Raw genomic sequence first — 25,846 nt, 5'->3', positions numbered from 1 at the left:
TTGAGATAATCCTAAAATACCGGATAGAAAATAAATTAAGTGATTAAGCCCAAAGTTTCTCTTATCGTTACTACTAATTTTGCATCAGAAAAGCTGTGGCTTGAATACTCGCCATGCGTGTAATTGACAACAGCTACTTCATCGCGTTGAAGTGCGTTGAAGAAGGTGAAAATGTTTAAGTCGTCGTCATACTGAATGACCGGTAAAAGGGGAATAAACAATTCATTGAGTTTGAGGTAAAGTCCATCCTGCAAATCAGCAGACCGCTCAAAATCTCGTAAAGACAACCTGTTTGAAGCTCCGCGACAGTCCTTGAACTGAATGAGATACTTCCCCTTTTTTCTTCTCGACTCGAACAAATACATCAACGCTATTGGAGAAAGCGCTCCAACTAGTTCGTACCTGATGCTTTGGATCAGGACCTCTAGTTCTTTTAAGCGATTTTCGGCATCCTGGCCATCTAACAGGCCCTCGTGACTACGTTTGTTTCTCAGGATACGGGCACTTTCGATGGTCTTTATAAAATTAGACCCGAGAAGTAGTGATGTTAGCTCTTGGGGAAAGGAAGTAGAAGGTAACGCACCTTTTTCTTTCAGGCTTCGGACGGTAATCGCAATTTTACTGATAAGGTGCGTCCAAGTGCCAAAAGTAGCTCCGAATTTTTTATTTGATTTTTGATCCTCCTTGAAGTTAAAGTTCTCGATTACCTCATCATACTTTAGTGAGCTGTGTTTGAGAAAACTCAGGGAAATACACACAATGTATTCCGCACAGCCCTCGAAAAAATGATAGAGGTGTTCGCTGCGAGCCTTTACATCAGTTGTAGTTTCGTATCGGTTGAGAATACGTGCTAAGGGAGCCGGTAAGCGGGCAATCCAAAAAGACAGGTCATTACCTTTCTGCAAGGCTTCAACTCGAGCGCTAAATTCGTTGAATGATAGCTCACCGGACCAAATACTACTTTTCAGTTGCTCCGACTCTTTTTGGGTTCGGTCGATGACCTCGGCAAGTTCAAACCGACGTACTTGCTCGGCGTAGGGAGGAAGATAGACAACTATAGTTTCAACATCTTCTGAGTTGACACTACCCAGAAATGCGTCCTCCGATTTTGGAACTCCTTCCAGAGCGAGTTGGTGAAGGGGGGATTCCCAGTAAATCCGGAAATAAGGATAAAATACTTTGGTGGGATCTAGGGGAAGCTTGATGACACTCATATTACTTAGCTGCCATTCTCCTAACATCTCCTCGACGGCTTCATCATTTACTAATCCCAAGTCTGTACCGTGCATGAAAATAGCTGTGAGGAGTTCTCCATGATTTGTAGTGTAGTGTGAGTTCAGTGTTTCATTCATGATTGCCGTTGAAGGTTTTACCAACTCCTTTAGCTGCACCCCTGGATATCGCTGAGATTTTGACTCCTCTTTTAGTTTAGCTTTGCTAATTGTATTCAGACAACTTACGTACTGGCGACAATGGGTTAGTAAACCGAGCTCAGGGGTTCTCCCTGGCTCTCTCCGGTGAAACAAGTTCGTCAGTAATTCTTCATTGTGTACAGCTTCATTAGCGAATTGCCCCGTAAAGATGAATTTATCTTTTTCCCGTGACAGGATCATAAGTTCGCTAGAATGCTCATTCCCATTTTGAGAAAATCCAATTTCAAAGCTAAAGACCTTCGTGGGAAAATTGAGCACCGTATTCAGGTGAATACCGATGTGCTCCATTACGGCTTTATTGTCTTCGTTTAGAAGAGCTTCTCCAGCAAATAGCAGTACTCTACCTTCTTTACTAAGTAATTTTTCGATATTGTTGAGTATCTCCGGAAAATTTTTCGTATCGTATACAGACATAAATGCAATGACGAGGTCTACTGCTCTATAATAAGGTTGATGGTTAATCTCTGTTACGTCACCAACTTGCAACGAGGCAGAAATTCCTAAAAAATCACGGAATAGTTCTTCAAGATTTTTGTCTTTGATATTTCCGTAAATGTTCTCCCGTTTTCTTCTGACGACCCAAGAGCTATCTTCCACATTGAGTTCGAAGATTCTTTTGGGATTTGTATTTCCTACAAAACAATCGATTAAATTATAGATTCCTACAGGCCAAGAACCATTTCGATCGCGGAGAGTCCCCAGTAGACGTGGCTTTTGGTGAAGTAGGACCTTAAGGGCTTCCAGCTTACCTATCCGATAGATATCAAGTACCCTTTTTTCGGCGGTGCGCTCATAGGGAAAATATCCCATTTCAAATACTTTTCGGCCGAATGCTCTTATAATATTATACTCTTCTTGGTTGGCCTCAAACTCGATCGTGTGAGGGGGGGAATAGGGTGATGGTGGGACATTAAATTCGACTTTTCCCATTGTTCAATGACGTTTAGTTGGCTGACACACAGATACTGATCTGCTAAATTTAAGAATAGAGTAGATCAATGGTGGGTTTAAACCCTAGCAATAAGCTTATACGAGAGATTATATTTTTAGACTCCTTCTGCAAATCGCCAGCACAGACAACACCATCCACCAGGAACGGGGTATCCCCCACCCTGCCACCGAATAAGGTTGGAGAGTAATTGGACTGCTGACGAGCAGGAAGGAAGGAGTTATTTAATGGGTAGAGTAAGCCAGAGGCCACGACCTGAAGGCCCTGGGCTTGGTAATAGGCAACGTAGGTGTGGATTTGGAAGAAGTCGGAGCGATCGTAGTCGAAGTGGCGGAAGAGCATTTGTTTATACTTGGCGTCGAAGATGGCTACTCGTTGGCCGTCTTTGTGGCGGAGGACGATATCGGGAGTGAGTTTGCGGGTGAAGTCTTTGCCGGGATAGGTTGGGTGGGTTTCGGTATCGACGGTCCAACCGAGGGGTGCAAAGTGCCGGCGGAGGATGGAACGGAGGTAGGCTTCCCAGATTTCGGCGATATCGAGGAAGGAAGTGAAGGATTTGCCGGCGGGGGAATGTTGGTTGCGGAAAGGGTTGTGGTTTATGATGCGCCAGGAGAGATCGACTAGAGGTTTCCAGTTGCGATCGGTGGATCGGTAGCGGAGAGACTGGTAGTGCCTTGCTTTTAATAACTCCCGTTGCACCTGCGTCCGCGCCAAATCTGCCAAGCCGCTGCGGACGGGCTTCTCATTGGGAATGGTCGGTAGGTTGTTGTTGGCCTGAAGGATAGATAATGCCCGGCCGAGAATAGAGGTGATGATGGGGTTAGTTTCGCGCTCGCGGTAGGTACTAACAAGAGTTGCGGAAGTGACGGCGTTACGAAGGCTGGCGCGTACGTCGAACTGGCCACGGATGCTGGAGCCTTGGTGCTGGCGCGTAATTTTTCGGCGGGGGATACCGTAGCGATTGGCTTTTCCGAGAAGCCGTAGCCAGAGGATGCCGATGAGCTTTTGGAGGAGGGGGCGGATGTCACTACCCTGTTCCAGCGCCTGGCGTTCGGTTTCCAAGAAGCGGATGTTGTAGATTTCTTCGAGGAGGTGGATGAAGAAGCCATTGCCGAAGCGGGGCGTGATGGTGAGGCGGTACTGCTGGCCAGCGTGTTCAAACTCGGTACTGCCTACCATCCGGCCGGCGCACCATTGGTTGAGGCGGTAGTCGTAGCGGACGATGGGGAACTCTTCTTCGACCGCTTTTTGAGTAGTGAGGCGGAACGCCTGGTAAAGATCTGGGGTAGCGAGCAGGTGCTGCATTATCGCAGGTCGCTGAAGCTGAAAAGGAGAACAATCCTGGGCGGTGATGTTGATGATTTTTGGATCGTCCATTAGTCCGCTAGGTAGAGCGTGTAGAAGTGGCTGATGGTCTCTTCGCGATGCTGACTATCGTGGTTGCCGAGGAAGGCAGAGATGATGGGAGCGATAGAGATTTCCCATAAGGTTTTTGCAGGGCCATTTTCACCGAAGAGTGGCGTTTTCATTTTCCGTTTCTTGCCTTCGAGCTCGTGGTAGCGGTAGTATATGTCGACAATTTCGGCGAAGAATGTGTGGCCGATTTGGTACTGTTTGCCAAGTTCCGGATGATCGGTGATTCCCTGGTTGAGTTGTGCTACGTTGCGGAGGAAACGGTCGAGGTCCTTGTTTCCCTTGAGGTGATTGTTTTCATCTTTTTCTTCGATGATGTTTTGCAGGGCATCGGGGTCGAAGCCGTAAAAGAACCAGTGGAAGCGGCGACGGAGGGCGAAGTCAATGTTTTCAACGGAGAAGTCGATCTCGTTCATGGTGCCGATGACGTAGAGATTCTTGGGCACGGTGAGCAGGAAGCCGCCGATGGGGAGGTCGATGGTTTCGCCCCGGTTTTCTAGGGCGGAGAAGGCTTCGCCGAGGAGTTGGCTGAGGTCGACGCGGTTGATTTCGTCGAGAATGAGTACGTAGTTCTGATCAGGATCGGCCACAGCGGTTTCGCAGAATTTTAGGAAGTCGCCTTTTTGGGCGATGGTATTTCCGTCTTTAAGGTGGATGCCGGCGATGAAGTCTTCGTAGCCATATCGCGGATGGAGTTGGCGGCGTTGGATACGGCTGTTTACAATCTCGTTTTCACCTTCAGTGAGATAGCTTCGAATTTTATCCTTGTCTTGAAAGAATTTCTGCAGGACAAGCTTACGCGCAAGCAGTTTAGCGTTGTGGGTCTTACCGGTACCGGGAGGACCGTAGAGAATGATCGCACCTTTGTACTGGAGGGCTTGTTCCTGGGAGTAGAAGTTGTCGGAGTCTTTGATGGGGTACCAGAGTTGGCGGATGACGGGGTGGGTGTAGAAGTCGAAATCTTCATCGACCCCGGGTAATTGAGAAAGAGCTCCACGGATGCACTTGATCTGTTTTTCACGGTCTAACGCTCGGTATCCCTTTGTAAGAAAACTATCGAAAGTAGCCACCAAATCTCGCTTATGTTTGGCGGAAAAAATACGTTCATGTCGGTTGGGCCAAGCCAGGTGCATTAAGATGTTTGACATTGCTAGCTGCTCATTGAGAACTATTTGATCAACGTCCTGGTGCGCGAATTCGTGAGCTACCAATGGTACTTTATAGATGGCGTACAGGCAAACATCTGCGATCCAATCTCTAATGTTGTAGCTCGTATTCTGCCGCTCCTTGCCCTGGAATTGCTGATGGTGTTTGCGCGTGTAGAGGATGAGTTTGACGACGAAGAGTATTTCTTCAAATTTTTTTTGCGTATGGTGCAAACCGCCGGATCCAATACCGCCAGAAAACAAGTCGGGCAGGAGATCAAAAGACTCACCATCCAATATCTCTTCGACATAGCTTCGCTTTTTCGCCGGGGAAATGTCAGAAACCGCAAAAGACCAAAGCCAGAGGGCATGCGCAAATAGGAGCTTAGCGTTGTAGGACGCTCCGGCAAACTGTGCCTTCTGCTTTGCCTCAAAGCTCTCTGCTCCTTCGATATAATTTTTGACGAAGCACTCAAAGACTTCGGCTACCGCCTCCGAAGTTGCAATGTTTTTGTCTTTGGTCAGAATGCTGTTGCCGAGGAATAAAAAGTCGTAGACGAAGCGCTCGAAGTTATCGTGGACCAGAGTTAGATTGGGTTCTTTCATTGAACTATTCATTAGGTGGGTTCCTTTGCCGTAAATCATCGTAAGCAGTATCTGCTAACCAGCTCGTCACGATTTCGTGAAACACACCATCATTCATGTAACGAGCAAATATCTCCTCATTCTGGTCAATCCGTTCCGAGAACAGGGTTCGGAGTAGTTTTTCGAAGATAAGTTTAAATTTATCCTTTGGGTTAGCTGCCGCTGCTTCGATGATCTCTTCGTCGGCTACGGCGGTCGCTACCATCTGATCGAAGAACAACTGGTCGGCGGGGTTAAAATCCGTCCCAAAACGGTCGTTTAACCGGTCGATGAGGGTACGTAGGGCGACTTCGGGTTCACGGACCATGCCTACCCCTAACTCTGTCGGTCCGTCGAGTGGCCGGGCGTAATCCTTAGCCAGCGAGATGGACCCCTCGCTAATCTTTTGGAGCCGGTAATATTCCAGGCGTACGTCGTCGTCGAAGTCGTAAGCCTCTACCCCCTTACGACGGGGAAGCTTAGGAGAAAGGTAGCGGAGGTAAACGAATAGCTTTTCCAATTCACTATCCTGGTAGGGAAGTACCTGACTGAGGAAACCGTACAGACTACGGTAAGACGCCAGCTTACCCCGCCATTGCTCTGCCTCCGGCTCGTCGGAGGCGAGTAGGGCGGCGAAGCGGGTTACTGCTGGGTCGAGGGCCTCGTTCATCTGGCGATGATCGGCGGGGCTTTGTCGGCTGCGGGGGCGGAAATAAATAGCCGCAAAGTCGTCCACTTCCGTTTCGGTGATGATGCCATCCGCTTCCAGTTCGAGCTTAAGGCGGTACAATGCAGCGGGGTCGGCTTCTTCCCCGATGGTGGCCCCCTCGTAGTAATCCGAAAAAGCCTGTTTGATTTCTTCGCGGTCGTTGACGAAGTCTAGTACAAAGGTATCTTCCTTTAGTGGGTGGTTACGGTTGAGGCGAGACAGCGTCTGTACCGCCTGAATACCCGCCAGCCGCTTATCGACGTACATCGTATGCAGCAGTGGCTGATCAAAACCCGTTTGGTATTTTTCGGCTACCAACAGTACGTGGTATTCCGGGCTGGCAAACTTCTCCGGCAATTCCCTTTCTTTGATACCGTTGTTCATTTCCACCTCGGTGTAGGTCACGGCGGGTACTTTATCGTCGTTAACCACCCCGGAAAAAGCCACCAGGCTTTTTACTTCGTATCCTTTTGTCCGGATATATTCGTCGAACTTTTCCTTGTACCGTACCGCCTCCAAGCGCGAGCCGGTCACAACCATCGCCTTGGCGCGCCCCCCGATCTTATGCTTGGTTACGGCGTTGAAGTGCTCGACCATCACCTGCGTTTTCTGAGCGATGTTGTACGGGTGGGTCCGCAGCATTTTAGCCAGCGCGCGGGCGGCCTGGCTTTTATCTACAGATAACTCTTCTCCGGACTTCTGCACCAACTTGAAGTAAGTGGCGTAGGTCGTGTAGTTTTTAAGTACGTCGAGAATGAAACCCTCCTCGATGGCCTGCCGCATCGTGTAGCGGTGGGAAGCCTTGCCGGCTTCGCCGAAGATTTTGTAGGTCTTATGCTTGGGCGTAGCCGTGAAGGCGAAGAAACTTACGTTGGCCTGCCGCCCGCGCTTGGCCATGTTGCGGTAGAGCTCGTCCATATCGGTGACTTCATCTTCGGCCGCACGGCGTTTGGCTTCGTCTACCAGGTCTTCGCCGCCCAGTACCTGCTTGAGATCGGCTGCAGTCTCGCCGCCCTGGGAGCTATGAGCCTCGTCGATGATTACGGCGAATCGGCGGGTAGGTAGTACACCGTCTTCCCTGCTCTTCATCCCCTGCATCGCACTTGCGGCCGCGCCCCCTTCTTCGGCTAGCTCTTCCAATTGCTTGGTCACAAAGGGGAATTTCTGCAAGGTCGTGATGATGATTGGCGTACCGTTCACCAGCGCTTCGGCGAGCTGCCGTGAGTGCTTATCGATCTTCTCCACCACGCCCAATTTGTGCTCGAACTGGTAGATGGTCTGTTGCAGCTGCTTGTCGAGTACTCTCCGGTCGGTGATGACGACCACCGAATCGAATACCCGTGCATCGGTCGAAGTGTGCAGTGAGGCTAGCCGGTGAGCCAGCCAGCCAATGGTGTTGCTCTTACCGCTACCCGCCGAATGTTCGACCAGGTAGTTGCTGCCCGGCCCATCGGCCCGCGCCTTGGTGACGAGTTGGCGGACCGCTCCGAGCTGGTGGTAGCGCGGAAAAATCATCGTTTCCTTGGTGATCTTTCGCCCCTCATCCGTTCGCTTTTCGTCCGTTTGCAGGTGGATGAAGCGGCCGACCAAATCCAGAAAGCTGTCGCGCTGCAAGACCTCCTCCCAGAGGTAAGCCGTTCGGTAGCCACCGCCTTTTTTGACGGGAGGGTTGCCCGCACTGCCGCCGTTGCCCCGGTTAAAGGGCAGGAAATAGGTCGTGCTGCCCGCCAGGCGCGTCGTCATTTGTACACTATCGGTATCGGCGGCGAAGTGGACGAGCGTCCGGGCTTTGAATTTGAAAATAAGCTCGCGGGGGTCACGGTCTTTTCTGTACTGGTTCACCGCATCGTCCACCGTCTGCCCGCTGCCCTGGTTCTTGAGTTCAACCGTCATGAGCGGAATGCCGTTGAGGCTCAGTACCAGGTCCAACGATTTGGTATTGCTCGGCGAATAGTACAGCTGCCGTGTCAGTCCGCAGATGTTAGCCGCGTAAGCCGCATCCGCGTCCGGATTCATGCCGTGCACGGGCGCGAACTGGGCGGCGAAGAGTTTACGCCCGTAGCACTTGAAGCCGTGGCGCAGCGTCGCCAGCACCCCGTGTATCTCCAGCCACTTACACAGGTCGCGCAGGATCTGTTCGCCCGTTTGCTCGCCCAGCAGCTTTTCGAGCCGCGCCCAGGCTTTGGGCTGGGAGGTGCGGATGAAATCCAGTAGCGGCGTGCCGAAGATGGCCCGCTCGCGGTCGAAGGTGTTCGAGGGGAGGGAAACGTAACCGTTTTGAAGGAGGTGGTTTTCGATGACCGATTCGTAGGCGGCTTCCTTGGTGTGTTGGTTAGTCATCGAAGTTGGTTTTGGGCGAGGACGCGGGTGCGGGGGAAAGGTTGGGAGGAGCCGGGATTTCGAAGTTACCGTAGTTTTTTGCGGAGGTAGAAGATTACGACTTCGCAGTGCGGTTGAAAGTTACCGCTACGGCCTCTACCTTCAAACTTACGCAGATGCTTTTCCCAGGTAGCCTTCGGTACGGTTCCTTTTTTCCGGGGCAAGGCACGAAAGGCAGACAGGCGCGATTTACGGGCATTAACCAGATTGATCCAGTTCAGATTAAGCACTTCGTTTAATTCGGTATCGAATTGCGCATTTGGCGAACTGATGGTACCGTCCGTACCGTATTCGATCAAGGTGCCAACGTCGGGTTGCGGATTGGCGGGGTTGAAACTCAGTACGCCGTCTGCCTTACGGGTATCGCAGTGGTGGTCAGCCGGAGTAACGCCCGGCTGATCGTTACCACGACAAGCCCCCAGCATATTTGAGTAGACCAATGCCAGTTCCGGATTGTCTTTCTGGCAGGCAAAGTGTTCGATTTTCATTTTGTCGTGCTGCGCCTGAATTGGGCCCATACAATAGCAGCAAATACCGCCCTGCTCAGCAACCAGCGCAGCTCTTATGGTTCGTTTGTCTAAACTTTCGAAGTCCGCGCCCGGTGTAGTGCGATGGCGCTTCAGTTCATGTGGCTCTTTGCCTTTATTGATCTTGCGCATGAGCTTTAATCTTCCAAAAACATAATCATCGTCTCGGCACGTAAGACTTCCGTATCGCTTTCACCCACCATTTCGATAAGCCTTTGAAGAACCTCCCGCGCCTCGTCCAGATTCTCATCATCAATAAGGCCAAAAAGAGTATTCATTACTTTCTGAACTTCGGCATTGCGCGGCGCAGCTCCCATCACCTCTTCAAGTACCCGGCTGGAATCTACCCCGAATGTTTGCCGAGGATGATAAACCGTCCCCGCCCCAATAACCGTCACTCGCTCCGCCGGTACTTCCCCGATGAGCTGCGGTGAATGCGTTGTACAGATGAACTGGCAATTTGGAAAGGTGCTCGTCAGCTGCTTCACCACAAGGCGTTGCCAGCGGGGGTGGAGGTGCAGGTCCAGTTCATCGATAAGGACGATGGCGCGGCCGTCGCGGATTGGATGAGGTAGACCGGGATTTGCGATAATCAAACGGCGCGCTAGATCAAAGCCGAGCGACAACATGCTTCTTTCTCCGTCTGAAAGCCAGTTAGCAGGAAGAATATTTCCATCTTTACTCAAGGAAAGGGTCAATGGCCCATTGTAGTTAGGTCCTAACTTTGTGATACCGAAGTTAGTAAAGCCAGGCATTAGACTACTTACTGCATCTACAATATCGATTATGTGGTTTTTAAGTTCGTCACTCTCTTCGCCCAGCATCATTTGCACTGAGAACCATTCGGCAATTTCTCGGAGGTTGAAATCACGATTGTGAATAAGAGATTCATAATGAGCTCCCCCTTGACCGGTTATGGCGTTGTCACTTTTTCTATTACTGACTTTAGAACGATGTGTCGAAAAATATAAGCCTATCGGCTGATGTTTGCCTACGTCCTCACTGGTTAAGAGTCGTTCCAGTGACGATAACGGTGGAACGAATTCAGTCTGTGCTGACGGCTTATCCTCTACGTCGTCAGCTTGATCTTCTTTGTCTCTTTGAATTCTAAGACCAAAGGCTGCACTATTAGTGGTGAAATCGGCTCTGATTTCCATTCCCTCTTTCGCCCCCATTTTAATATCACTTTGCCTGAAGCCATAGGTCCATCGCTTTTCGTAATCACTTACTAATGGCAAAACATGCGACAAGGAAACTCGAATAGCTTCTAAAACAGTGGACTTGCCGACTCCGTTTACCCCAACGATCAGGTTAAATCCTTCTTGGAAAGCCAGACTTCCTTGAGAGTAGCCCCGAAAATTAGAGAATTCAATTTTTCTAATCAGCATATCTAAACATTAATAGCGCCCGTCACCGCAGATGTAATCAAAGACGATCTTCTTTCCGACAAAAGGTTGATCGAGTCGTTTAGCTTGTCGCCAAGTTGCTCATGTGAAGAGATAATTTCTGTTATGTAGTCGGCAATTTTTTTCTGTTCAGTAACTGGAGGGGAAGGTATAAATATATTTTTGATTCTATCTACTGACAAACCCGGCTGAGCTGCCGATATTGAGTACTGATTGAGATTCATTTCACGAAGCACTTCACCTAGCCAAATTGTATTTACTTCCGGCTTAGGATCAACAACAATCGCGTGCTCAGATGCCCAAAACTTGCCTTCAGCATAGTTTATATTGCCACAAAGTGCGCCCTGCCGACCTATAAGGGCATATAGGCCATTATGAGTATAGTCCTTGGTGTACCCTCGAAAACCGTTACCGCCATAAACGGGGTATTCCTCTTCCTCGTCGATGTCCAAAGGTGAAATAGTGTTTCCACTTTTCAAATCTGCTAAATACTTAATTGGGACCACCTCCCAATGCTCCGGTACCTCCCCCAACCAATCCACTCCCGAATCTTTCATTCTTACGTCCGCATTCAAACCCCGCGTCACCGCCTCGGCGATCATTACGGAACGCTTTTCCTCCAGCACCCGCAACAAGCGCTCCTTGGCGTCAATCAGCGCGTCGATGCGGGCGGTTTCCCGGTCGAGGTAGGTGGCGATTTGATGTTGTTCCTTTCGTGGAGGCAGTGGAAATTTAATGGATTTAAGTTGTGAAGAATAAATATGAATAATTATTCCTCCCTTAGCAAGAACCGCTTTCTGCTGATCTAGGTAGAATGAGTTAAACATATACGACAAGAATTTGCCGTCTATCTCGTTTTGCCGATAAATGATAATGTCGCCCCCTGCGTAACCAGTTTCGGTTCCGGTATAGCAGACGCAGCGACCTATATCTATAGGAGTTTCTCCGGAGCCCGTAAAAAGCAGGTCGCCTTGGTAAATTGGGACTGCGTTAGCTGCCGTCTCATCAGATACTCTTCGCTCTAAAGAGTCTGTGACTATACTGTATCTAGTGTAGATGTCTCCGTACAAGATCGCGGGTTTGCCATCTTCTATAATATCCGCTTTTGCTATTCCTTTGCCTTTAGAAAAGGTACCCGTATTGGCAAGTCTATAAGCGGTCCAGTGACTGGGTATTTTATTTAGCCAGTCAATGCTCGATAGTTTATACTCAATTTCAGAACTCATCGCACAATCCCTTTAAGCAACCGCAAAATTTCCTCTTCCACTTCTTCCAGCTCCTTATCGATCACCGACAAGTCACGGGGGGCTTCGTACTTGTAGAAGTGCCGGTTAAAGTTAATTTCGTAGCCTGTTTTGTCCTTCGAACGGTCCATCCAGGCATCGGGGAGGTGAGGGAGGACTTCGGAGGTGAAGTACTCGTCTACATCGCGGCTCAGGGGGACGTTTTCGTAATCGCGCAGGGCGGGGTCGGGTTCGTAGCCTTTCCCTTTTTTTACCTTCTTTGCCTCCGGGTCGGTGACGGCGAAGACTTGGCGAAAGGCCTTACGCTCGTGGGCTTTCCATTTGGAGCCGTTGGTCTTAATGATTTTTTGGAGTTGCTTTTGCAGCTTATTCCAGTCGCGCAGTGGTTCGCGGCCGAGTTGTTTGTCGAGCGCCTGGATGTCGTCCAGTAAGTGGGGAAAGGTATTGAGGAAAGCCGATTTGCGCTCCAACGACATCTGATAAGTGAGCCGAAGGGGGCGTTCCACAGTGACTTTGATAGTGCCGAAGGCTTCGTTGGGCAGGATCTTACAGTCGTCGTGTTCCTGGAAGCGGCCGTATAGCCTGACGATGTCGCCTACCTGGTCGGGTTCGCCCTCTTCCTTCTGGCCGAGCTTGCGGCGTTTGGATCCCAGGCTCCGGCGCATGGGGATGTAATAATCCTCACCCCGCGCGTCGACGAGCTGGACTTTGCCTTTCCGCTCTTCCGCTTTTCGATTGGTGAGTACCCAGATGTATGTTCCGATACCAGTGTTGTAATACATCGCTTCGGGCAGGGCGACGATGGCTTCCAGCCAGTCGTTTTCAATGACCCACTGGCGGATGTTGCTCTCGCCGGAGCCCGCGCCGCCTGCGAAGAGGGCCGAACCGCTGAAGACAACGGCCATACGGGAGCCGTACTGCTGGGCAGCCATGTCTACCGGCTCGAACTTATCGATCATGTGCTGCAGGAAGAGCAGGGAACCATCGTTTACGCGGGGCAGGCCAGCAGGGAATTTACCGCCGTCGCCCAGATCATGAATGTCCTTGATCTGGCTGCGCTGCTTTTTCCAGTCTACGCCGAAGGGTGGGTTGGAGATCAGGTAGTCGAATTTATAGCTTTCGAACTGGTCGTTGATCAGGCTGTCGCCGTATTTGATGTTGTCGCCCCGGCCGTTGTGGGCAACCTCCTTCATTAGCATATCAGAAGCGGCCGTGGCGTAGGCGCGGCGGTTGTAGTCTTGCCCGTAAGTGTACAGCGTGGCGCCGGCGTTGTGCTCGTTGATGTAGCTCTGGGCTTCGGCGAGCATCCCTCCCGTTCCGCAGCAAGGGTCCAGCATAGTACGGATGGTACCAGGCACGGTGAGTAACTTGTCGTCTTCGTTGAAGAGGATGTGAATCATCAACTCGATGATCTCCCGGGGGGTAAAGTAGTCTCCGGCCGTTTCGTTGGCCATTTCGTTGAACTTCCGGATGAGGTGTTCGAAAATCTGCCCCATTTCGTGGTTCCCGACCCGTTCTGGGTGTAAGTCGACGTTGGCGAAAGAGGAAACGATGAGGTATAGGATATTTTCCTCGCTCATCTTCTCAATCTCTTTCTCGAAATCAAAGAAATCGAAGATGCGCTTCACGTTTTCGGAGAAGCTGTTGATGTAGCGGACCAGATCTTGCCGGACCGTGTCGGGCGAGCCTTTCAGCCGTTCAAAATCTAGCGGAGAATGGTTGTGAAACTGCTGGCCGGAGGCGCGGTTCAACATTTCGTCGAGGGCCGCTCCGTCAAATTTAGGGCCGTACTTCTCGTGCTGTCGGAGCACCTTCTCTTTTGTGTCTTGTAATACGCAATCAAAGCGCCGCAATACCGTCATGGGTAGCATAACGCGTTCGTACTGGGGCGGCCGGTAGGGGCCGCGCAGCAGGTCGGCGATTTGCCAGATGAAGTTGGTATGTTCGGCGTGGTTAGACATGTAAGGTGGTCAATCGGAATACTGAAATGTAATCGGGAAGGTGGGGCAAGTTACTACATGCGAGTTGGCTAAAGCAAGTTAGTTTTCAACTTTGCTTTTTAAACCTTTCTTTGCGCCTGCGGCCGTGACCCTCACCGTAACCATTACGCTGAGCTCTTTCCCTCGAAAGTAGTGATGGTCTTATCTGTTCCCCTCCAGTCCCGTACTAAAAAGTTCTACATGTTACACCTTCAAAAAAGGTTATGTTTAAAGCGAGTGAGACCGGACATCTTAGCGATCACTTCTCAAATAAACATCCGCTGAAACCGCCTCCCCAGTCCTTTTGGTTTGGGCCTTCCCTTTGCTAACCATTCCTGAATTTCTTTTAAATCAAACTTGAGCAGCTCCCGATCTACAAAAGCAATTTTATTGACTTCCCTTTGGTGACACGCCTTGAATTTCTTTCCGCTTTGGCAGAAGCACGGGTCATTGCGCTTCAGCTTATGAACATAAGCAGAAAGTCTTTCGGCAACATCCTGCACAGCACTCACCTGCCAAAAATCCATGTACTCTTCTACCTTACCTAAGATTCCGTGACTACGTTCTCCCTGGGGGAAAACATTCAATTCACCTAAATCGATGAGGGACTGACTAGCAAAGAAGGGGTAGAGTATTTCCTTAAAGAAATCGTCCAAGCTCATTGAGCGGGCGTGAAGCCGCCGTTCTTGCGCGAGGGCTGTTCCTAAACACAGTTGACCATCGGAGTAGACATGTCGATCAGCTACTGGTGGGATACGACCTCCTGTTTCATAAACATGGGGAAATCGTTTGATGAAGCTTCCTTGATAAAATTTGATGCTGATCTGGTAGGTGTCCAGTATCCCTCCATCGTCGTGGAGAATGGGAAGATTACCCTCAACGCGTAACGGGCTGCTCTTCAACGCCAAGGTTGGGTAAGCGATGACCGCCGCTCTGATCTGTTCTTTTGTCATTAGTTAGATACCTTTCCGCCCCAATAGGGGGCTACGGTACCGCGGCTGGCAACCTCTTTCAACCGATTGACATTATCGGTTTTTGCGTCATCGTCTTCTCCTTCAGGGAAGCGTTTGCCCAGATGCTTACGCCAGAGGTTACTAGCTTTTTTCTCAGATTCCTGCTCCAATGCGTTTTTGGCATCTTCGATAAAGCTATCCAAATGGCTAAAGAAGCGATCACGAAAATCGTGGTCGTATTCGGCGAGAATGTCATCACCAGGCGTTGTAGGCATTTTAGCTTGCCAGTTGGATTTGAGAGAGGAGCGAATGGCAACAAGTATATTGTATAAAGCCTGATCATCTCTATCGTCCTCATCATAGTTGGCTTGCGCCACGAGGGTCATAGCCAGGCCACTGAGCATATTGTGACGGACGGTGTCTCCCCAAGATTTTAAATAGCGGATAATGCGGGTGAGTTGGTGGTTACGTTCTTCGTCATACCATTCCACGAATTCTTTTGGGTCGCTTTGTTCTTCGGCCCAGGTTCCTCCTTTGACACAAAGCCAAGGGTGATCGTCACCATCGGCTTTTTTATAAATAGGGAGGTCGATTTGATAATCTTTCGCGAAGTGGACACGGACACACTTACGGTGGCGGGTTGCCCCTTCTTTTGTATGATCACATACAGCCTGATAAACCCAATTTTGTAAAGTAGCTGGAGTAACGTCTGGCTCGCAGAGGAAGTAGATACCATCGTCGAGGTCACACATATCATCTTTCGTGCGGATGACCGTCTTCATTTTGTAGGAGCCCTGGATCCAGAATTTGGGAACGTACTCCGGATGGTTCTCCTTAAACCATTTAATGATGGCTTTGCGGAGTGCGTCTTTAGATTTAATCAGGTTTGCGCGCTTAGTAGAAGTGATTTGAAGTTCACCATTGAAAGTAGAAAAAAGGGAATGACAATTGGCCATGCAATAAGGTATTTAGGGGGGGTAAAATTATTGAAAAACGGAGCTGAGCCAAGCAGCTTGCTGGGTTACGAAATGCTGTCCGCAATCGGTGCCAAGGCGGGCGAGTTGGTTGAGGGCTTTGGGGGAGGCGAGATCCATTTCGAGTAGCTTTTGTTGCTCGATGGATAGGTTCTTAGGCGCAATCCTACGGTAGCTCACACCAGATTCCGGATTATCGTTCAGGTTATTCAGAAACCGATTAGCGAAGAAAGACTGGCCCTGGATAGCAGCCCCCATCATGTCTCCTTTCCAGCGGAGAAGCCCCCCACCCTTTCGCTGTTTTCCCGAAGGTTTGGGAGCGGTGGAAATGGATAGGACTCTTATGCTGTCGAATGGTTTGCCGTTTCCAACAAAGTGCGTTCGGGCTTCGAGTAGTCCGGCCAGGGATGGGTTGTTGCACCAGACCCCTCCGTCGGTGCAAAGCGTATCCGGCAGGTGATCATGATCAATGTGGTGGTTACGGAAGAATGTAGGGGCCGAAGCCGTCGCCATGGCCACGTCTACAATTGGGAGGTTACCGTCGCGAACGTAATCGGCATGCTGGTGGGGTGACTTGAAAACGATTGGTTCACCCTTAGAAATATTGTAGGAAAAGATACAGGTCGGGACTTTGCAATCAGACATAGTAAGTTCTTCCCCGAAAATTGCGATGACCTCTCTGCGTAGTTTTTTGCTTGAATATCCGTTGAAGAATGCTTGCCGAGCGAAGCCGTAACCGCGTGTGAGCCAATGCTTGCGAGGGAATATTTTGTCGCCACGTTTACTGTAAAAGTTGGCGAGTTGTTGGGCGGATAGACCAAGGGAGAGTCCTAATGCGATCAGGCCGCCGGTGGATGTTCCACAAATGAGGTTAAAGCTATTGATCAGAGGGCCGTATTGCCGTTCTATTTGCTCAAGCGCTTTCGCGGCGTATAATCCACGAATACCTCCTCCATCGATGGTAAGTATATTGAATATTTTGGGTTTAGGAGCTTCCATTCAATCAGAGGAGCAAGTACTGCTCCAGTGTCATGACTCTGTCATGTTGACACAATATATTTATAAATTTTACAACAAACAACGAAATACACCTCCGGGTGCTGACAAATTTGCCGATATTTTGTGACCGTATTAGAAGAGGTCCTTTGCGTTCTACCCTGCTCATCTAACCTTCATTGCACCTGCGTTTTCGCCCAAAAACTTAACGGTGTTAGAGAAACAGGAGGTGGGCCAAATATTTTGTCAGGGGATTATTACCTTCGGCTTTCGTTTAAAAACAAGCCTCATCATTATGTCGATTGAGATGCTTCTACTTGTTGCTTTATTGAGCATTGCGATTGTGCTAATTGATTTACGAGTGGTAATAGCCGGAAACGCAAGCGTGCGCTGACGCAACAGCTGGAAGGGCTTCTGCCCAATATACGAGAGGGTCGGCAAGTGTTTGTTGGTCATCTCAGTGAAGAGACGGGGTACTTCAACCATTTTCTGCTGCGGCAATGGACGGAGCGGTTTGGGCCGGTTGCGAAAACGGTAGGCAAACTGAAGTACCGCAAGTCCTACCTGAGAGAGGAAGTCCATGATGATCCCGTTACCCCCTACCCCACCTCCAACTCCACCCGCCTATTCCTTCCCTGCCCCTCCTCGGTATCATTGGTATCGATAAAGTCTTCACTACCGTGGGCCTTGATTTGGATGCGTTCGGGGGCGAGGCCCTGGGCGATGAGGTAGGCGCGGACGGCATCGGCGCGGCGCTGACAGAGCTCCCGGTTGTATTCCGGGGTTCCGGTGGCGTCGGAGTAGGCGTGGATGGTGACGTTGAGGCCGGTTTCGCGGAGCAGGGTATAGACGTCCTGCAGCTGTTGCTGGGTTTCGGGGGTGGGGGTGAAATCGTCCTGGTTGATGTTGTAGGGTTGGACGAGCCGGATGCGTTCGCCGTGGCGGCGGATGTTGTCGAGGGTATTGACGACGACGGGCGTCAGGAGGCGCCCTTCGCTCAGGTCAACGGGTAGGGTGACGGGCAGGATGGCGGTTTCGGAGTCAGGGGCGTTGGTGAGGGTGATCTCGGCGTTATCGAGGCTTTCGGGGAGGAGGAGGACGACTTGTCCGTCGACGACAGCGCTGCCGGAGAGCACGCTTCCGTCGGGGGAGCGGACGGTCACCTTGAAACCGTCCCGTTCGGCGGCGGAGAGGGAATCGGACCAGCTGACGGGCAACTTGACGATGCGGAAAGGTTCGGGACGAACTTCTTCGGGCAGTTCGGCGGAGAAGATGTCTCCGCTCAGCAAGTCATTACTGATGTTGATACCGTAATAGCCTACCCTACCGCTGGCGGAGGTGGCGAGCCGGAAGTCGCTGTCGTCGAAGAAAGAGTTGACGGACTTGCCGAAGTTTTGGGGCGTAGACCAGTTTCGCCAGGTGTTATCCTCGCGGCGAACGACGTATACGTCCGTGCCCCCGAGGCCCTTTCTCCCGTCGGAGCTGAAGTAGAGCGTGCGGCCGTCGGGGCTAATGTAGGGGCTGGTTTCGCGCCTGTCCGTATTGAGCTTCATTAGCGGCGTGACGACATCGAAGCTGCCGGGAGCTACGCGCCTGGCGAGATAGAGGTCGGTATCGGCGCGTTCGGTTTGGTCGCCGACATTGTAGTTGGATTCGAGGATGAGGAATTGGCCATCGGGCGAGAGGGTTGCTGCGCCGTGCCAGTCCATATTTGCGATCGATCCGGTTAACGGTTGGGGCGCTGACCATTTTGAGCCCGTGCGGACGCTGCGGGCGAGCCGCCCGTCGAGGAAGAGCAACATCTCGTTGCCGGCGGCGGTGACTGCGAGCGGCACTTCGTTGGCTTTTTCGGAGGACAGTGCGGGGATGGCCCGCGGCTTTTTCCATTGTCCTTGCTTGTTCCGGTCGGAGACCACGACATCATAGGTAGCGGCGCCGCCACGGTAGCGGGCGAAGAACAAGTGCTCGTCGTCGGCGGTGATGACGGGGCTGTATTCGTCGACCTCCGGGACGCTGGCTTCTTCGACGACAGCTGACCTCGTAGGAAAAGCGTTCTGCCGGAGGATCTCCTCTACATCCGCCAGCCAGGGTTGCTTGTCTTCGTAGAGGATCCAGTTCCTATCGCAATCGTCTGGCTGCCCGTTGACGAAGAGTTGTTTACCGAGGGCGACGAGTTCGTCCAGCAGTTCCCATTCCTGCTGCTTGAGATAGACCTGAGCGGCCCGGCGGAAGATGGCGTGGCAGCGGGTGGCGGGGACGGTCTCCTGCAGGAGGTTGGCCAGCTGGAGGTAAGTTTCCTGGGAAGTATCATTTTCGTTGAGGACCTTGCGGCGGACGGTGATTTCGGCCTTGATGCGGTCGAGGGCGGCCTGATCGGCGCCGGGAAGTTGTCTGATCTGAGTCATCCCTTCATAGACGACGCCGACGACAAACTCGTCCAGCACGCTGTAGGGGTGATCGTCCAGGAAGTTCGTTAGCTTATGCCAATCATCATTTTTCAAGATAGCGGCGAGTTCATCGACGTAGCAATCTTTGGCGACCCAGTGAACGGGGTTTTCCTCCACGAAGCGGTAAAAGTCAGACACGGGGTTTTCCGACAGAAATACTTCAAGCAGCCGGCCATTGATCAAACTTTGAAACCGGGGGTTCAGGGCCGATTCGGTTTGAAAATGGTGGTTGTAGACCTCCCGTAAATCGTCGTAAGTCGCCTTGGGGTTATTGACGATTTCCCGGACCAGCCTTTCCCGCAGCGCGCCGATGGTTCTCAGGGCAGAGCCCCCCCAGTAGCGGCCTTGTTGTTCTTCGGACCAGCGGCGTAGTCCTACGAGTCCGCCTTCAACGGCAGCGGTTAGCTCCTCGTTCAGCAGCCTTGCTTCCCGCTCGCCATAGGCGACGTTCAGGAGGTCTTTTGACTCCGGTGACCAGCTTCGGTGGCTTAGCAGGTCCAGCATCTCCGAGAACAAGGACGTGACGTTGCATCGCCCCAGATCCCGAATCAGTCGTTTACACAATATCTTTTCCTGGGTGGCGAGGCTGCGGTCGCTGCGCCGCCAGGTTTTGCTCAGGGTCTTTCGTTTTTCTTGGCTGAGTGCCCGAAAGAAGCGGCTACTTTCCTGCTGCAGATCCAGAATAGTGGGTAAAGCTTCAGCCGTGGTATTCAGCTTGGCGAAGCTTTTGGTGTAGCCGAACAGCGCGGCGGCCCGTTCTACACTATCGGTGCTGTTGCGCAGCTCATCGTAGAGCGGGAGCGCCTTTTCATACTTTCCTTTTCCGACTAATTTGTCGGCTTTCTTGAGTTGTCCGCAGAGCAGCAGGGGAAAGAGCAGGAGGAAAAACAGGAGTAAACGCATGGGTTGATCGGTAGGTGTGTAAACGTCAGCATTAAAGCTACGCGTAAATATGGGACTATTTTCGATACGTGTCAAGTGGTTTTCCTGGCCCGTAGACAAATACGTTGTTAAGCGTATCCGGGCGACGGAGCGCAGGTGCAAGGCGGGGGATGAAAGAGCGGTGGGGGCGTTGCAGGAGCTTGGGCCTTGCGTAGGTAGGAATGACCCGTCGCAGTGCCTTTTGTCGGCACACATGGCTCCTCAAAGATATGCGATTTGCTGTTCTCGATTCTTGATTGGCGATTGAACCGAGGCGTCCAGACAGTCTCTAGAACCTTAGAATTTCACTTGCCTCAAAACCGATAGATTCACTTCGTAGCTGCTTCGCGGTAGGATTAAAAGGATTAGGTAGGATTTTTAGGATTCTAAAATTCCCACCAACCATCTCAGCCGAAGCAACCCCGTCAGCCCATTTCAGCCGCGTCCGTTGAAAACGCAATAGTAAGCCGACCGCAGGGAGGTGTCACTTCCCTTTCCGCCGGACTCAAAAGCGGTGGGATTGGGATGACTAGCATTCTGGTTATGCCCTATCGCGGCACACAGTGACTCCGGGATTAGAAGTAAAATTCCAGGCATGTTTAAGTCGGAATGCCCTATCGCGGCACACAGTGACTCCGGGCCCTACACGTACGTATGGACCGACTCACTCGGGTCGGAATGCCCTATCGCGGCACACAGTGACTCCGGGCGTGGGTGGAAAGGAGAGGAGGTCAACATCCCTGGTCGGAATGCCCTATCGCGGCACACAGTGACTCCGGGGTCTGTGAAAATTTGGGCGATAAAGAAACAGGTCGGAATGCCCTATCGCGGCACACAGTGACTCCGGGTGTACCCACTGCATTGAGCATCGCGATATAAAATGTCGGAATGCCCTATCGCGGCACACAGTGACTCCGGGTTTCACCATTCACCGTAAAACACCACAAATTGTCGGAATGCCCTATCGCGGCACACAGTGACTCCGGGGGGTACGACATGCTCCTCGTAACGGAGACCGAGTCGGAATGCCCTATCGCGGCACACAGTGACTCCGGGGCCTTGCTCGACATTTACTAAACCACGGAGAGTCGGAATGCCCTATCGCGGCACACAGTGACTCCGGGTACGCGCGACAGCTCGAAAACAAAGTAAACTGTCGGAATGCCCTATCGCGGCACACAGTGACTCCGGGAACCAATGACGTTACAACGAATTTATTTCCTTCTGTCGGAATGCCCTATCGCGGCACACAGTGACTCCGGGGATAATTAACAACGATATATCACCAACAAAATGTCGGAATGCCCTATCGCGGCACACAGTGACTCCGGGGCAACTTTGCGCGTCCACAATCATCGTATCGTCGGAATGCCCTATCGCGGCACACAGTGACTCCGAGAGCAATTTTCAATGTTCAATTCAACATTTAAAATTCAACATTTCATCGCAAGCCCGAAGATCATCGACGGTATCCACAAGATCATCCACAAGCCCAATAACCAATAGATTAGGATTAATTGGATTTTGGTAGGATTTTTAGAATTCAACCCACCAACCCTACCGAAACGGACCGTCAGCTCATGGCCCGCCGCGTCCGCCAAAAACGCGAGCGTAAGCCGACCGAAGGGAGGTGTCGATTGCGTTTTTGACGGACGCTAAAGCGGCGGGAATGGGATGACTAGTATTCTGGTTATGCCCTATCGCGGCACACAGTGACTCCGGGTCTTAATCCTATTTGTCTTTAGATTTATGTCGGAATGCCCTATCGCGGCACACAGTGACTCCGGGTCTCCAGAACAATGTAATGAAGGTCCTAGTTGTCGGAATGCCCTATCGCGGCACACAGTGACTCCGGGTTTGTTGGTACCAAATGATCGTAATCAACTTGTCGGAATGCCCTATCGCGGCACACAGTGACTCCGGGAATGGATAACAGATATAAACCAATTGCGTCGGAATGCCCTATCGCGGCACACAGTGACTCCGGGATAATTGGGAACAAAAATACAAATTTCTTGTCGGAATGCCCTATCGCGGCACACAGTGACTCCGGGTTAAAAGATACTTCGGAGAGACGCCAATATGTCGGAATGCCCTATCGCGGCACACAGTGACTCCGGGTTCCTAAAGAAAGGCGAAATTGAGGAGCTTGTCGGAATGCCCTATCGCGGCACACAGTGACTCCGGGGGCAGAAGACAATCTATCCAAACTGAAATTAGAGTCGGAATGCCCTATCGCGGCACACAGTGACTCCGGGTTTAGAGAGATCTTAGTTAGGAATCTTTCTGTCGGAATGCCCTATCGCGGCACACAGTGACTCCGGGTGCGTATGGGATTGCGAAGAGACACTTAAAAGGTCGGAATGCCCTATCGCGGCACACAGTGACTCCGGGGTAGATGATGACAGATTTGTTATGTTATTAAAGTCGGAATGCCCTATCGCGGCACACAGTGACTCCGGGTTTATTGTTTCACTATTTGCGATATACGCATGTCGGAATGCCCTATCGCGGCACACAGTGACTCCGGGAATATGAAAATCAACATAAATTCAAATACGGTTTGTCGGAATGCCCTATCGCGGCACACAGTGACTCCGGGAGCTAATTTTCATAAACACCTGATTATCAGCCCAATAATAAGCATTAAAATGTATGGCAGAATTTATAATATGATTAAAACGCATCAAATCGATGGTAAAATAGGTGTTTTGGGTTAAATAACCAAGGTATGCAGCTCGCGAAAAATGAGGGGCCAATCGTTGCGGGAGGAGCCGATGGTGTCGAGATTATCACGGGTGTACTGGTGCAGAGGCAAGAGGAGGATTTGATCGGTGGTCGACCAGCGGGGCCGCTGCCGGAGTGCATCGAGACTTTTACGCAGGCGAAGGTAACGGGTATCGGAAAGGGTGCCGATGAAGACGGATTTTTGAACGCGGAAGCAGCCAGCGCGCAGCAGTAATCTGCTAGCTTTGAGCCGGGGGTTATTTTCGGAGATGTCGTAGGAGATAAGGTAGGTTTGCATACTCATCAATTGGGGCGTTGGGTAGAAGAGTCGATGGTGCGGGCTAGATCCTGGGCATGGCGGTAAATTTGTCCTTCTCGCTTAGCGCGCTGGCCGCGCCAAAGGGTGAGACCTTGGAAATACTGATTGAAATTGGGGACGAGTTCTTTTTTGGCGGCGTGGGTGATCCACCAGCCGCCGTCGCGGGCTTCGACGGTGGCGAGGTCGAGTTTAAACTGCAGGATTTGCTGGAGGAGGAAGCGATCTACCCAGGGGCGAAAGGGCTCGATGAGGTCGTAGGCGAGGGTTGGTCGGTCGTATTCATCGGCGTGCAGAATGCCGAGGTGAGGGTCGAGACCAGCGGCGAAGAGCGTCCGCTCGACCCGGGCGTAGAGGATGCCGTAGCAGTAGTTGGTCAGGGCGTTGTAAGGGTCCTGGGCGGGGCGGCGGCTACGGCCAGCGAATTGCCATTCGGCAGGCAGCGCAGCGGATAAGGCTTGCCAGTAGGTACGGGCGATGGCTCCTTCGTGGCCCATGACCTGACTTGCCCATTTCGGAGAGGGCTTTTGCTTTGCGAGTGCCTCCCAATGCTCTTTTGTCTTTTCCATTGCACCTGCGGCAGCGCCCAATTCCTCCGAATGCTTTTTCCGGCGGTTGGACAGGTAGCGTAGGTTATCCACCTGAGCATCCGTCTTCAGTAAAAACTGGGCTACGACCCAGGCGGCGCCGGCCACGGAGTCGCTGAAGTACACTTGTCCGCGCCGCCGCCGGGCCAGGCTTTCGAAGTAGGCGCTGCGAAGGCAGGCATCGGCCTCGCCAAAGTCGTCGTGGAAATAGATCGGTACTTCCGCCGCTGCGGCCAGCCGAACGGCGCGGGCGGTGAGCAGGCAGTCGCCGGAAAGAACGGAGATACTGTCAATTAGTTCCGGACTGATGGATCGCTCGTGCTCCCCGTCCGTCAGGTGAAAAATACCGGCGGCAACGTCCAGCCTCAGGCCGTGGGTGTGTAAGACAAGCTGCATAAGGATCAATTTACTTGATTTGGTCAGGGTTCGTATCGATTCTGAAATCGAGGTAGCCAAACTCCAGCCACGATACGGGGCCATAGTTTTGCGGTGGTGCCAGTGCCGTAGCGTAGGCTTCTTCGAGTTCCATGCCCAGAGGGTCAGCCGGGGGCAAGACTTTTTGGGCGAAAGAGACCAGGCCGCGTACCTGCTGCGCAATCTCCTCCACCCAAGGTGTTTTGGCCAAGCGGCCGCTGGGCATGAGGTATTTGGTATCGACCACATCGTTGAGCCGCCGCAGACCATCCTTCACTTTAGCCAGAAATTCGCTGGAAAGCTGTACTTGTTCGGCCCCGACGATCAGCCCGGTCACCTCCTTCCCCGGGGCGTCGGGCGGGTAGATTACAGTTTTATTATGATTGAGTTCTAGCTCCCGCCCCCTGACCAGGACGTTGACCCGGCCAACGTCTTCAAACTTTATGGGGGAGGTTTTGCTGCTGAAGGTGATGTCGTCGGCATAGCGGGTGTAGGTCCATTCTCGCTGCCGGGCGAATTCCGTTAGGGTCTTATCCAGCGGAATGGCGTACCAATTGCTAAGGATGGGGCTGGTGGGTGCGCCCATTGGCAGGCGGCCTTTGTAGGTGGTGAGGCCGGCCAGCAACTTGGCGGTTGCTTTAGGAAAAGAGAAGGGCGGCTGCCGGAATAGTTCCGCTACTTCGTGGGTTTCGATCTGGTGGAAGAAGTCCCGCATGTCTACGTTCATCAGCCACTTGGCCCCGAGGTGTTGCTGGGCATTGGTGAGGATATTGCGGGGGTCGGGATCCCTGGCCGGGCTGGTGAGAAAGCCGTACGCAGCCGGCGATCGCTGAAAGTAATAAACCGCCTGGAGATCGCGGTTGAGCTTACGAAGAATGGCCTTCAGTTTTGGGCGCGGGTCTTCGATTTCGCGAAAGGTGCCGGGTTTCTTTTTGGGGATGCGGAACTCCCGGTATTCGGGCTCAATGGCCAATACCGCCAGACGTACATTATCGACCCGCCAGTGGCGGGCGAGGTCAAGCGTGCCCTTACAGGCCAGAAAACTATTGGCGCGGCGCCGTAATTCGTAGATGCTTACCTTCTTAGCCATGTGTTCCTTTTTGTATGTAAGATAATGGACAGGGGGCGGAGGCCGATGGGATGGGGGCGCCGGTGCGCAGGTGCAATGAAGGAACACGGACGCTCGAAGGTCCTTCCAGGACGCTTCGAGGACCGCTTCGCCTCGCGGGGCAACTTGCGACCATCCTGGCGGATACCCTATTGCGGCACACAGTGACTCCGAGAGCAATTTTCAATGTTCAATTCAACATTTAAAATTCAACATTTACGCCTGGGGCCCTGGGCTATTAACGACATCCAAAAGATTATTCGCCAGCCTAATAACAAAGAAATCAGGGTAATGGAATTTCGCAGAATGATAGAATTATCACCCCTAACTAACCTCACCAAAACGGCCCGTCAGCACAAGCCCGCCGCGGCCGACGGAAAGGGAAATGTAAGCCGACCGCAGGGAGGTGTCGCTTCCCTTTCCGCCGGACTCAAAAGCGGTGGGATTGGGATGACTAGTATTCTGGTTATGCCCTATCGCGGCACACAGTGACTCCGAGCAAGACCAGACTCCTGGCAAAAATGGTAAGTCGGAATGCCCTATCGCGGCACACAGTGACTCCGGGATCGCTGGGTTCTTCAAAACTTTCCATGTG

At 51.8% G+C, this 25,846-nt stretch carries 16 protein-coding genes and 3 CRISPR repeat arrays (1 of these 19 only partly in view); all 16 genes read right to left on the bottom strand.

The genetic code is table 11. The annotated features are described in order from the left end of the window. Positions 1 to 35: 35 nt before the first annotated feature. Entirely contained in the window at positions 36 to 2,363 is a 2,328-nt protein-coding gene (locus BM123_RS12255; RefSeq protein WP_090168888.1) for a hypothetical protein, read from the bottom strand. Between the two features lie 49 nt (positions 2,364 to 2,412). Then, positions 2,413 to 3,759, bottom strand: a complete 1,347-nt coding sequence (locus tag BM123_RS12250) for a 5-methylcytosine restriction system specificity protein McrC (protein ID WP_090168887.1) — start codon at positions 3,757 to 3,759, stop codon at positions 2,413 to 2,415. Further along, entirely contained in the window at positions 3,759 to 5,546 is a 1,788-nt protein-coding gene (locus tag BM123_RS12245) for an McrB family protein (RefSeq protein WP_175489355.1), read from the bottom strand. Before BM123_RS12245 ends, BM123_RS12250 begins: the two co-directional genes overlap by 1 nt. A gap of 4 nt (positions 5,547 to 5,550) precedes the next feature. Then, entirely contained in the window at positions 5,551 to 8,613 is a 3,063-nt protein-coding gene (locus BM123_RS12240) for a type I restriction endonuclease subunit R (RefSeq protein WP_090168884.1), read from the bottom strand. 65 nt (positions 8,614 to 8,678) lie between these two features. Then, on the bottom strand, positions 8,679 to 9,311 hold the full coding sequence (locus BM123_RS12235) for a retron system putative HNH endonuclease (RefSeq protein WP_090168882.1): 633 nt from the start codon (positions 9,309 to 9,311) through the stop codon (positions 8,679 to 8,681). A gap of 5 nt (positions 9,312 to 9,316) precedes the next feature. Then, complete coding sequence (locus tag BM123_RS12230; RefSeq protein WP_090168880.1) at positions 9,317 to 10,567, bottom strand: AAA family ATPase; 1,251 nt, start codon at positions 10,565 to 10,567, stop codon at positions 9,317 to 9,319. Positions 10,568 to 10,569: 2 nt separating this feature from the next. After that, positions 10,570 to 11,811 carry a restriction endonuclease subunit S gene (locus BM123_RS12225; protein WP_090168878.1) on the bottom strand — a complete coding sequence of 414 codons (1,242 nt, stop codon included), beginning with the start codon at positions 11,809 to 11,811 and terminating at the stop codon, positions 10,570 to 10,572. Next, complete coding sequence (locus BM123_RS12220) at positions 11,808 to 13,790, bottom strand: type I restriction-modification system subunit M (protein ID WP_090168876.1); 1,983 nt, start codon at positions 13,788 to 13,790, stop codon at positions 11,808 to 11,810. The genes BM123_RS12225 and BM123_RS12220 overlap by 4 nt, the downstream gene beginning before the upstream one ends. Before the next feature lie 284 nt (positions 13,791 to 14,074). Continuing rightward, a complete protein-coding gene (locus BM123_RS12215; RefSeq protein ID WP_090168875.1) occupies positions 14,075 to 14,761 on the bottom strand; it encodes an SEC-C metal-binding domain-containing protein in 687 nt (228 codons plus the stop codon). Beyond that, positions 14,761 to 15,717 (bottom strand): cyclic GMP-AMP synthase DncV-like nucleotidyltransferase, encoded by a 957-nt coding sequence (locus tag BM123_RS12210; protein ID WP_090168873.1) that lies wholly within the window; start codon positions 15,715 to 15,717, stop codon positions 14,761 to 14,763. Before BM123_RS12210 ends, BM123_RS12215 begins: the two co-directional genes overlap by 1 nt. A gap of 27 nt (positions 15,718 to 15,744) precedes the next feature. Then, positions 15,745 to 16,734, bottom strand: a complete 990-nt coding sequence (locus tag BM123_RS12205; protein ID WP_090168871.1) for a CBASS cGAMP-activated phospholipase — start codon at positions 16,732 to 16,734, stop codon at positions 15,745 to 15,747. Between the two features lie 243 nt (positions 16,735 to 16,977). Continuing rightward, positions 16,978 to 17,313 (bottom strand): hypothetical protein, encoded by a 336-nt coding sequence (locus tag BM123_RS12200; protein ID WP_090168869.1) that lies wholly within the window; start codon positions 17,311 to 17,313, stop codon positions 16,978 to 16,980. 17 nt (positions 17,314 to 17,330) lie between these two features. After that, positions 17,331 to 20,081, bottom strand: a complete 2,751-nt coding sequence (locus BM123_RS12195) for an OmpA family protein (RefSeq protein ID WP_175489354.1) — start codon at positions 20,079 to 20,081, stop codon at positions 17,331 to 17,333. A 555-nt stretch (positions 20,082 to 20,636) separates the two neighbouring features. Beyond that, a CRISPR array of direct repeats spans positions 20,637 to 21,498; the repeat unit is 37 nt; unit sequence GTCGGAATGCCCTATCGCGGCACACAGTGACTCCGGG. A gap of 286 nt (positions 21,499 to 21,784) precedes the next feature. Then, positions 21,785 to 22,701: direct repeats of the CRISPR family, unit length 37 nt; unit sequence GTCGGAATGCCCTATCGCGGCACACAGTGACTCCGGG. Between the two features lie 114 nt (positions 22,702 to 22,815). Beyond that, the gene (cas2, locus tag BM123_RS12190; RefSeq protein ID WP_175489353.1) at positions 22,816 to 23,124 is read right to left on the bottom strand and encodes a CRISPR-associated endonuclease Cas2; all 309 of its coding nucleotides are present in this window, start codon (positions 23,122 to 23,124) and stop codon (positions 22,816 to 22,818) included. Positions 23,125 to 23,129: 5 nt separating this feature from the next. Next, on the bottom strand, positions 23,130 to 24,125 hold the full coding sequence (gene cas1, locus BM123_RS12185; RefSeq protein ID WP_175489352.1) for a CRISPR-associated endonuclease Cas1: 996 nt from the start codon (positions 24,123 to 24,125) through the stop codon (positions 23,130 to 23,132). 10 nt (positions 24,126 to 24,135) lie between these two features. Further along, a complete protein-coding gene (locus BM123_RS12180; protein WP_090168862.1) occupies positions 24,136 to 25,233 on the bottom strand; it encodes a reverse transcriptase family protein in 1,098 nt (365 codons plus the stop codon). A 480-nt stretch (positions 25,234 to 25,713) separates the two neighbouring features. Further along, positions 25,714 to 25,846: direct repeats of the CRISPR family, unit length 37 nt; unit sequence GTCGGAATGCCCTATCGCGGCACACAGTGACTCCGGG; it runs 307 nt beyond the window's last position.

Source organism: Neolewinella agarilytica (assembly GCF_900110645.1).
In the GTDB taxonomy this organism is placed as follows: Bacteria; Bacteroidota; Bacteroidia; order Chitinophagales; family Saprospiraceae; genus Neolewinella; species Neolewinella agarilytica.
Note: the sequence above shows the minus strand (reverse complement) of the source record. Positions and strands in the feature narration are given on the sequence as shown.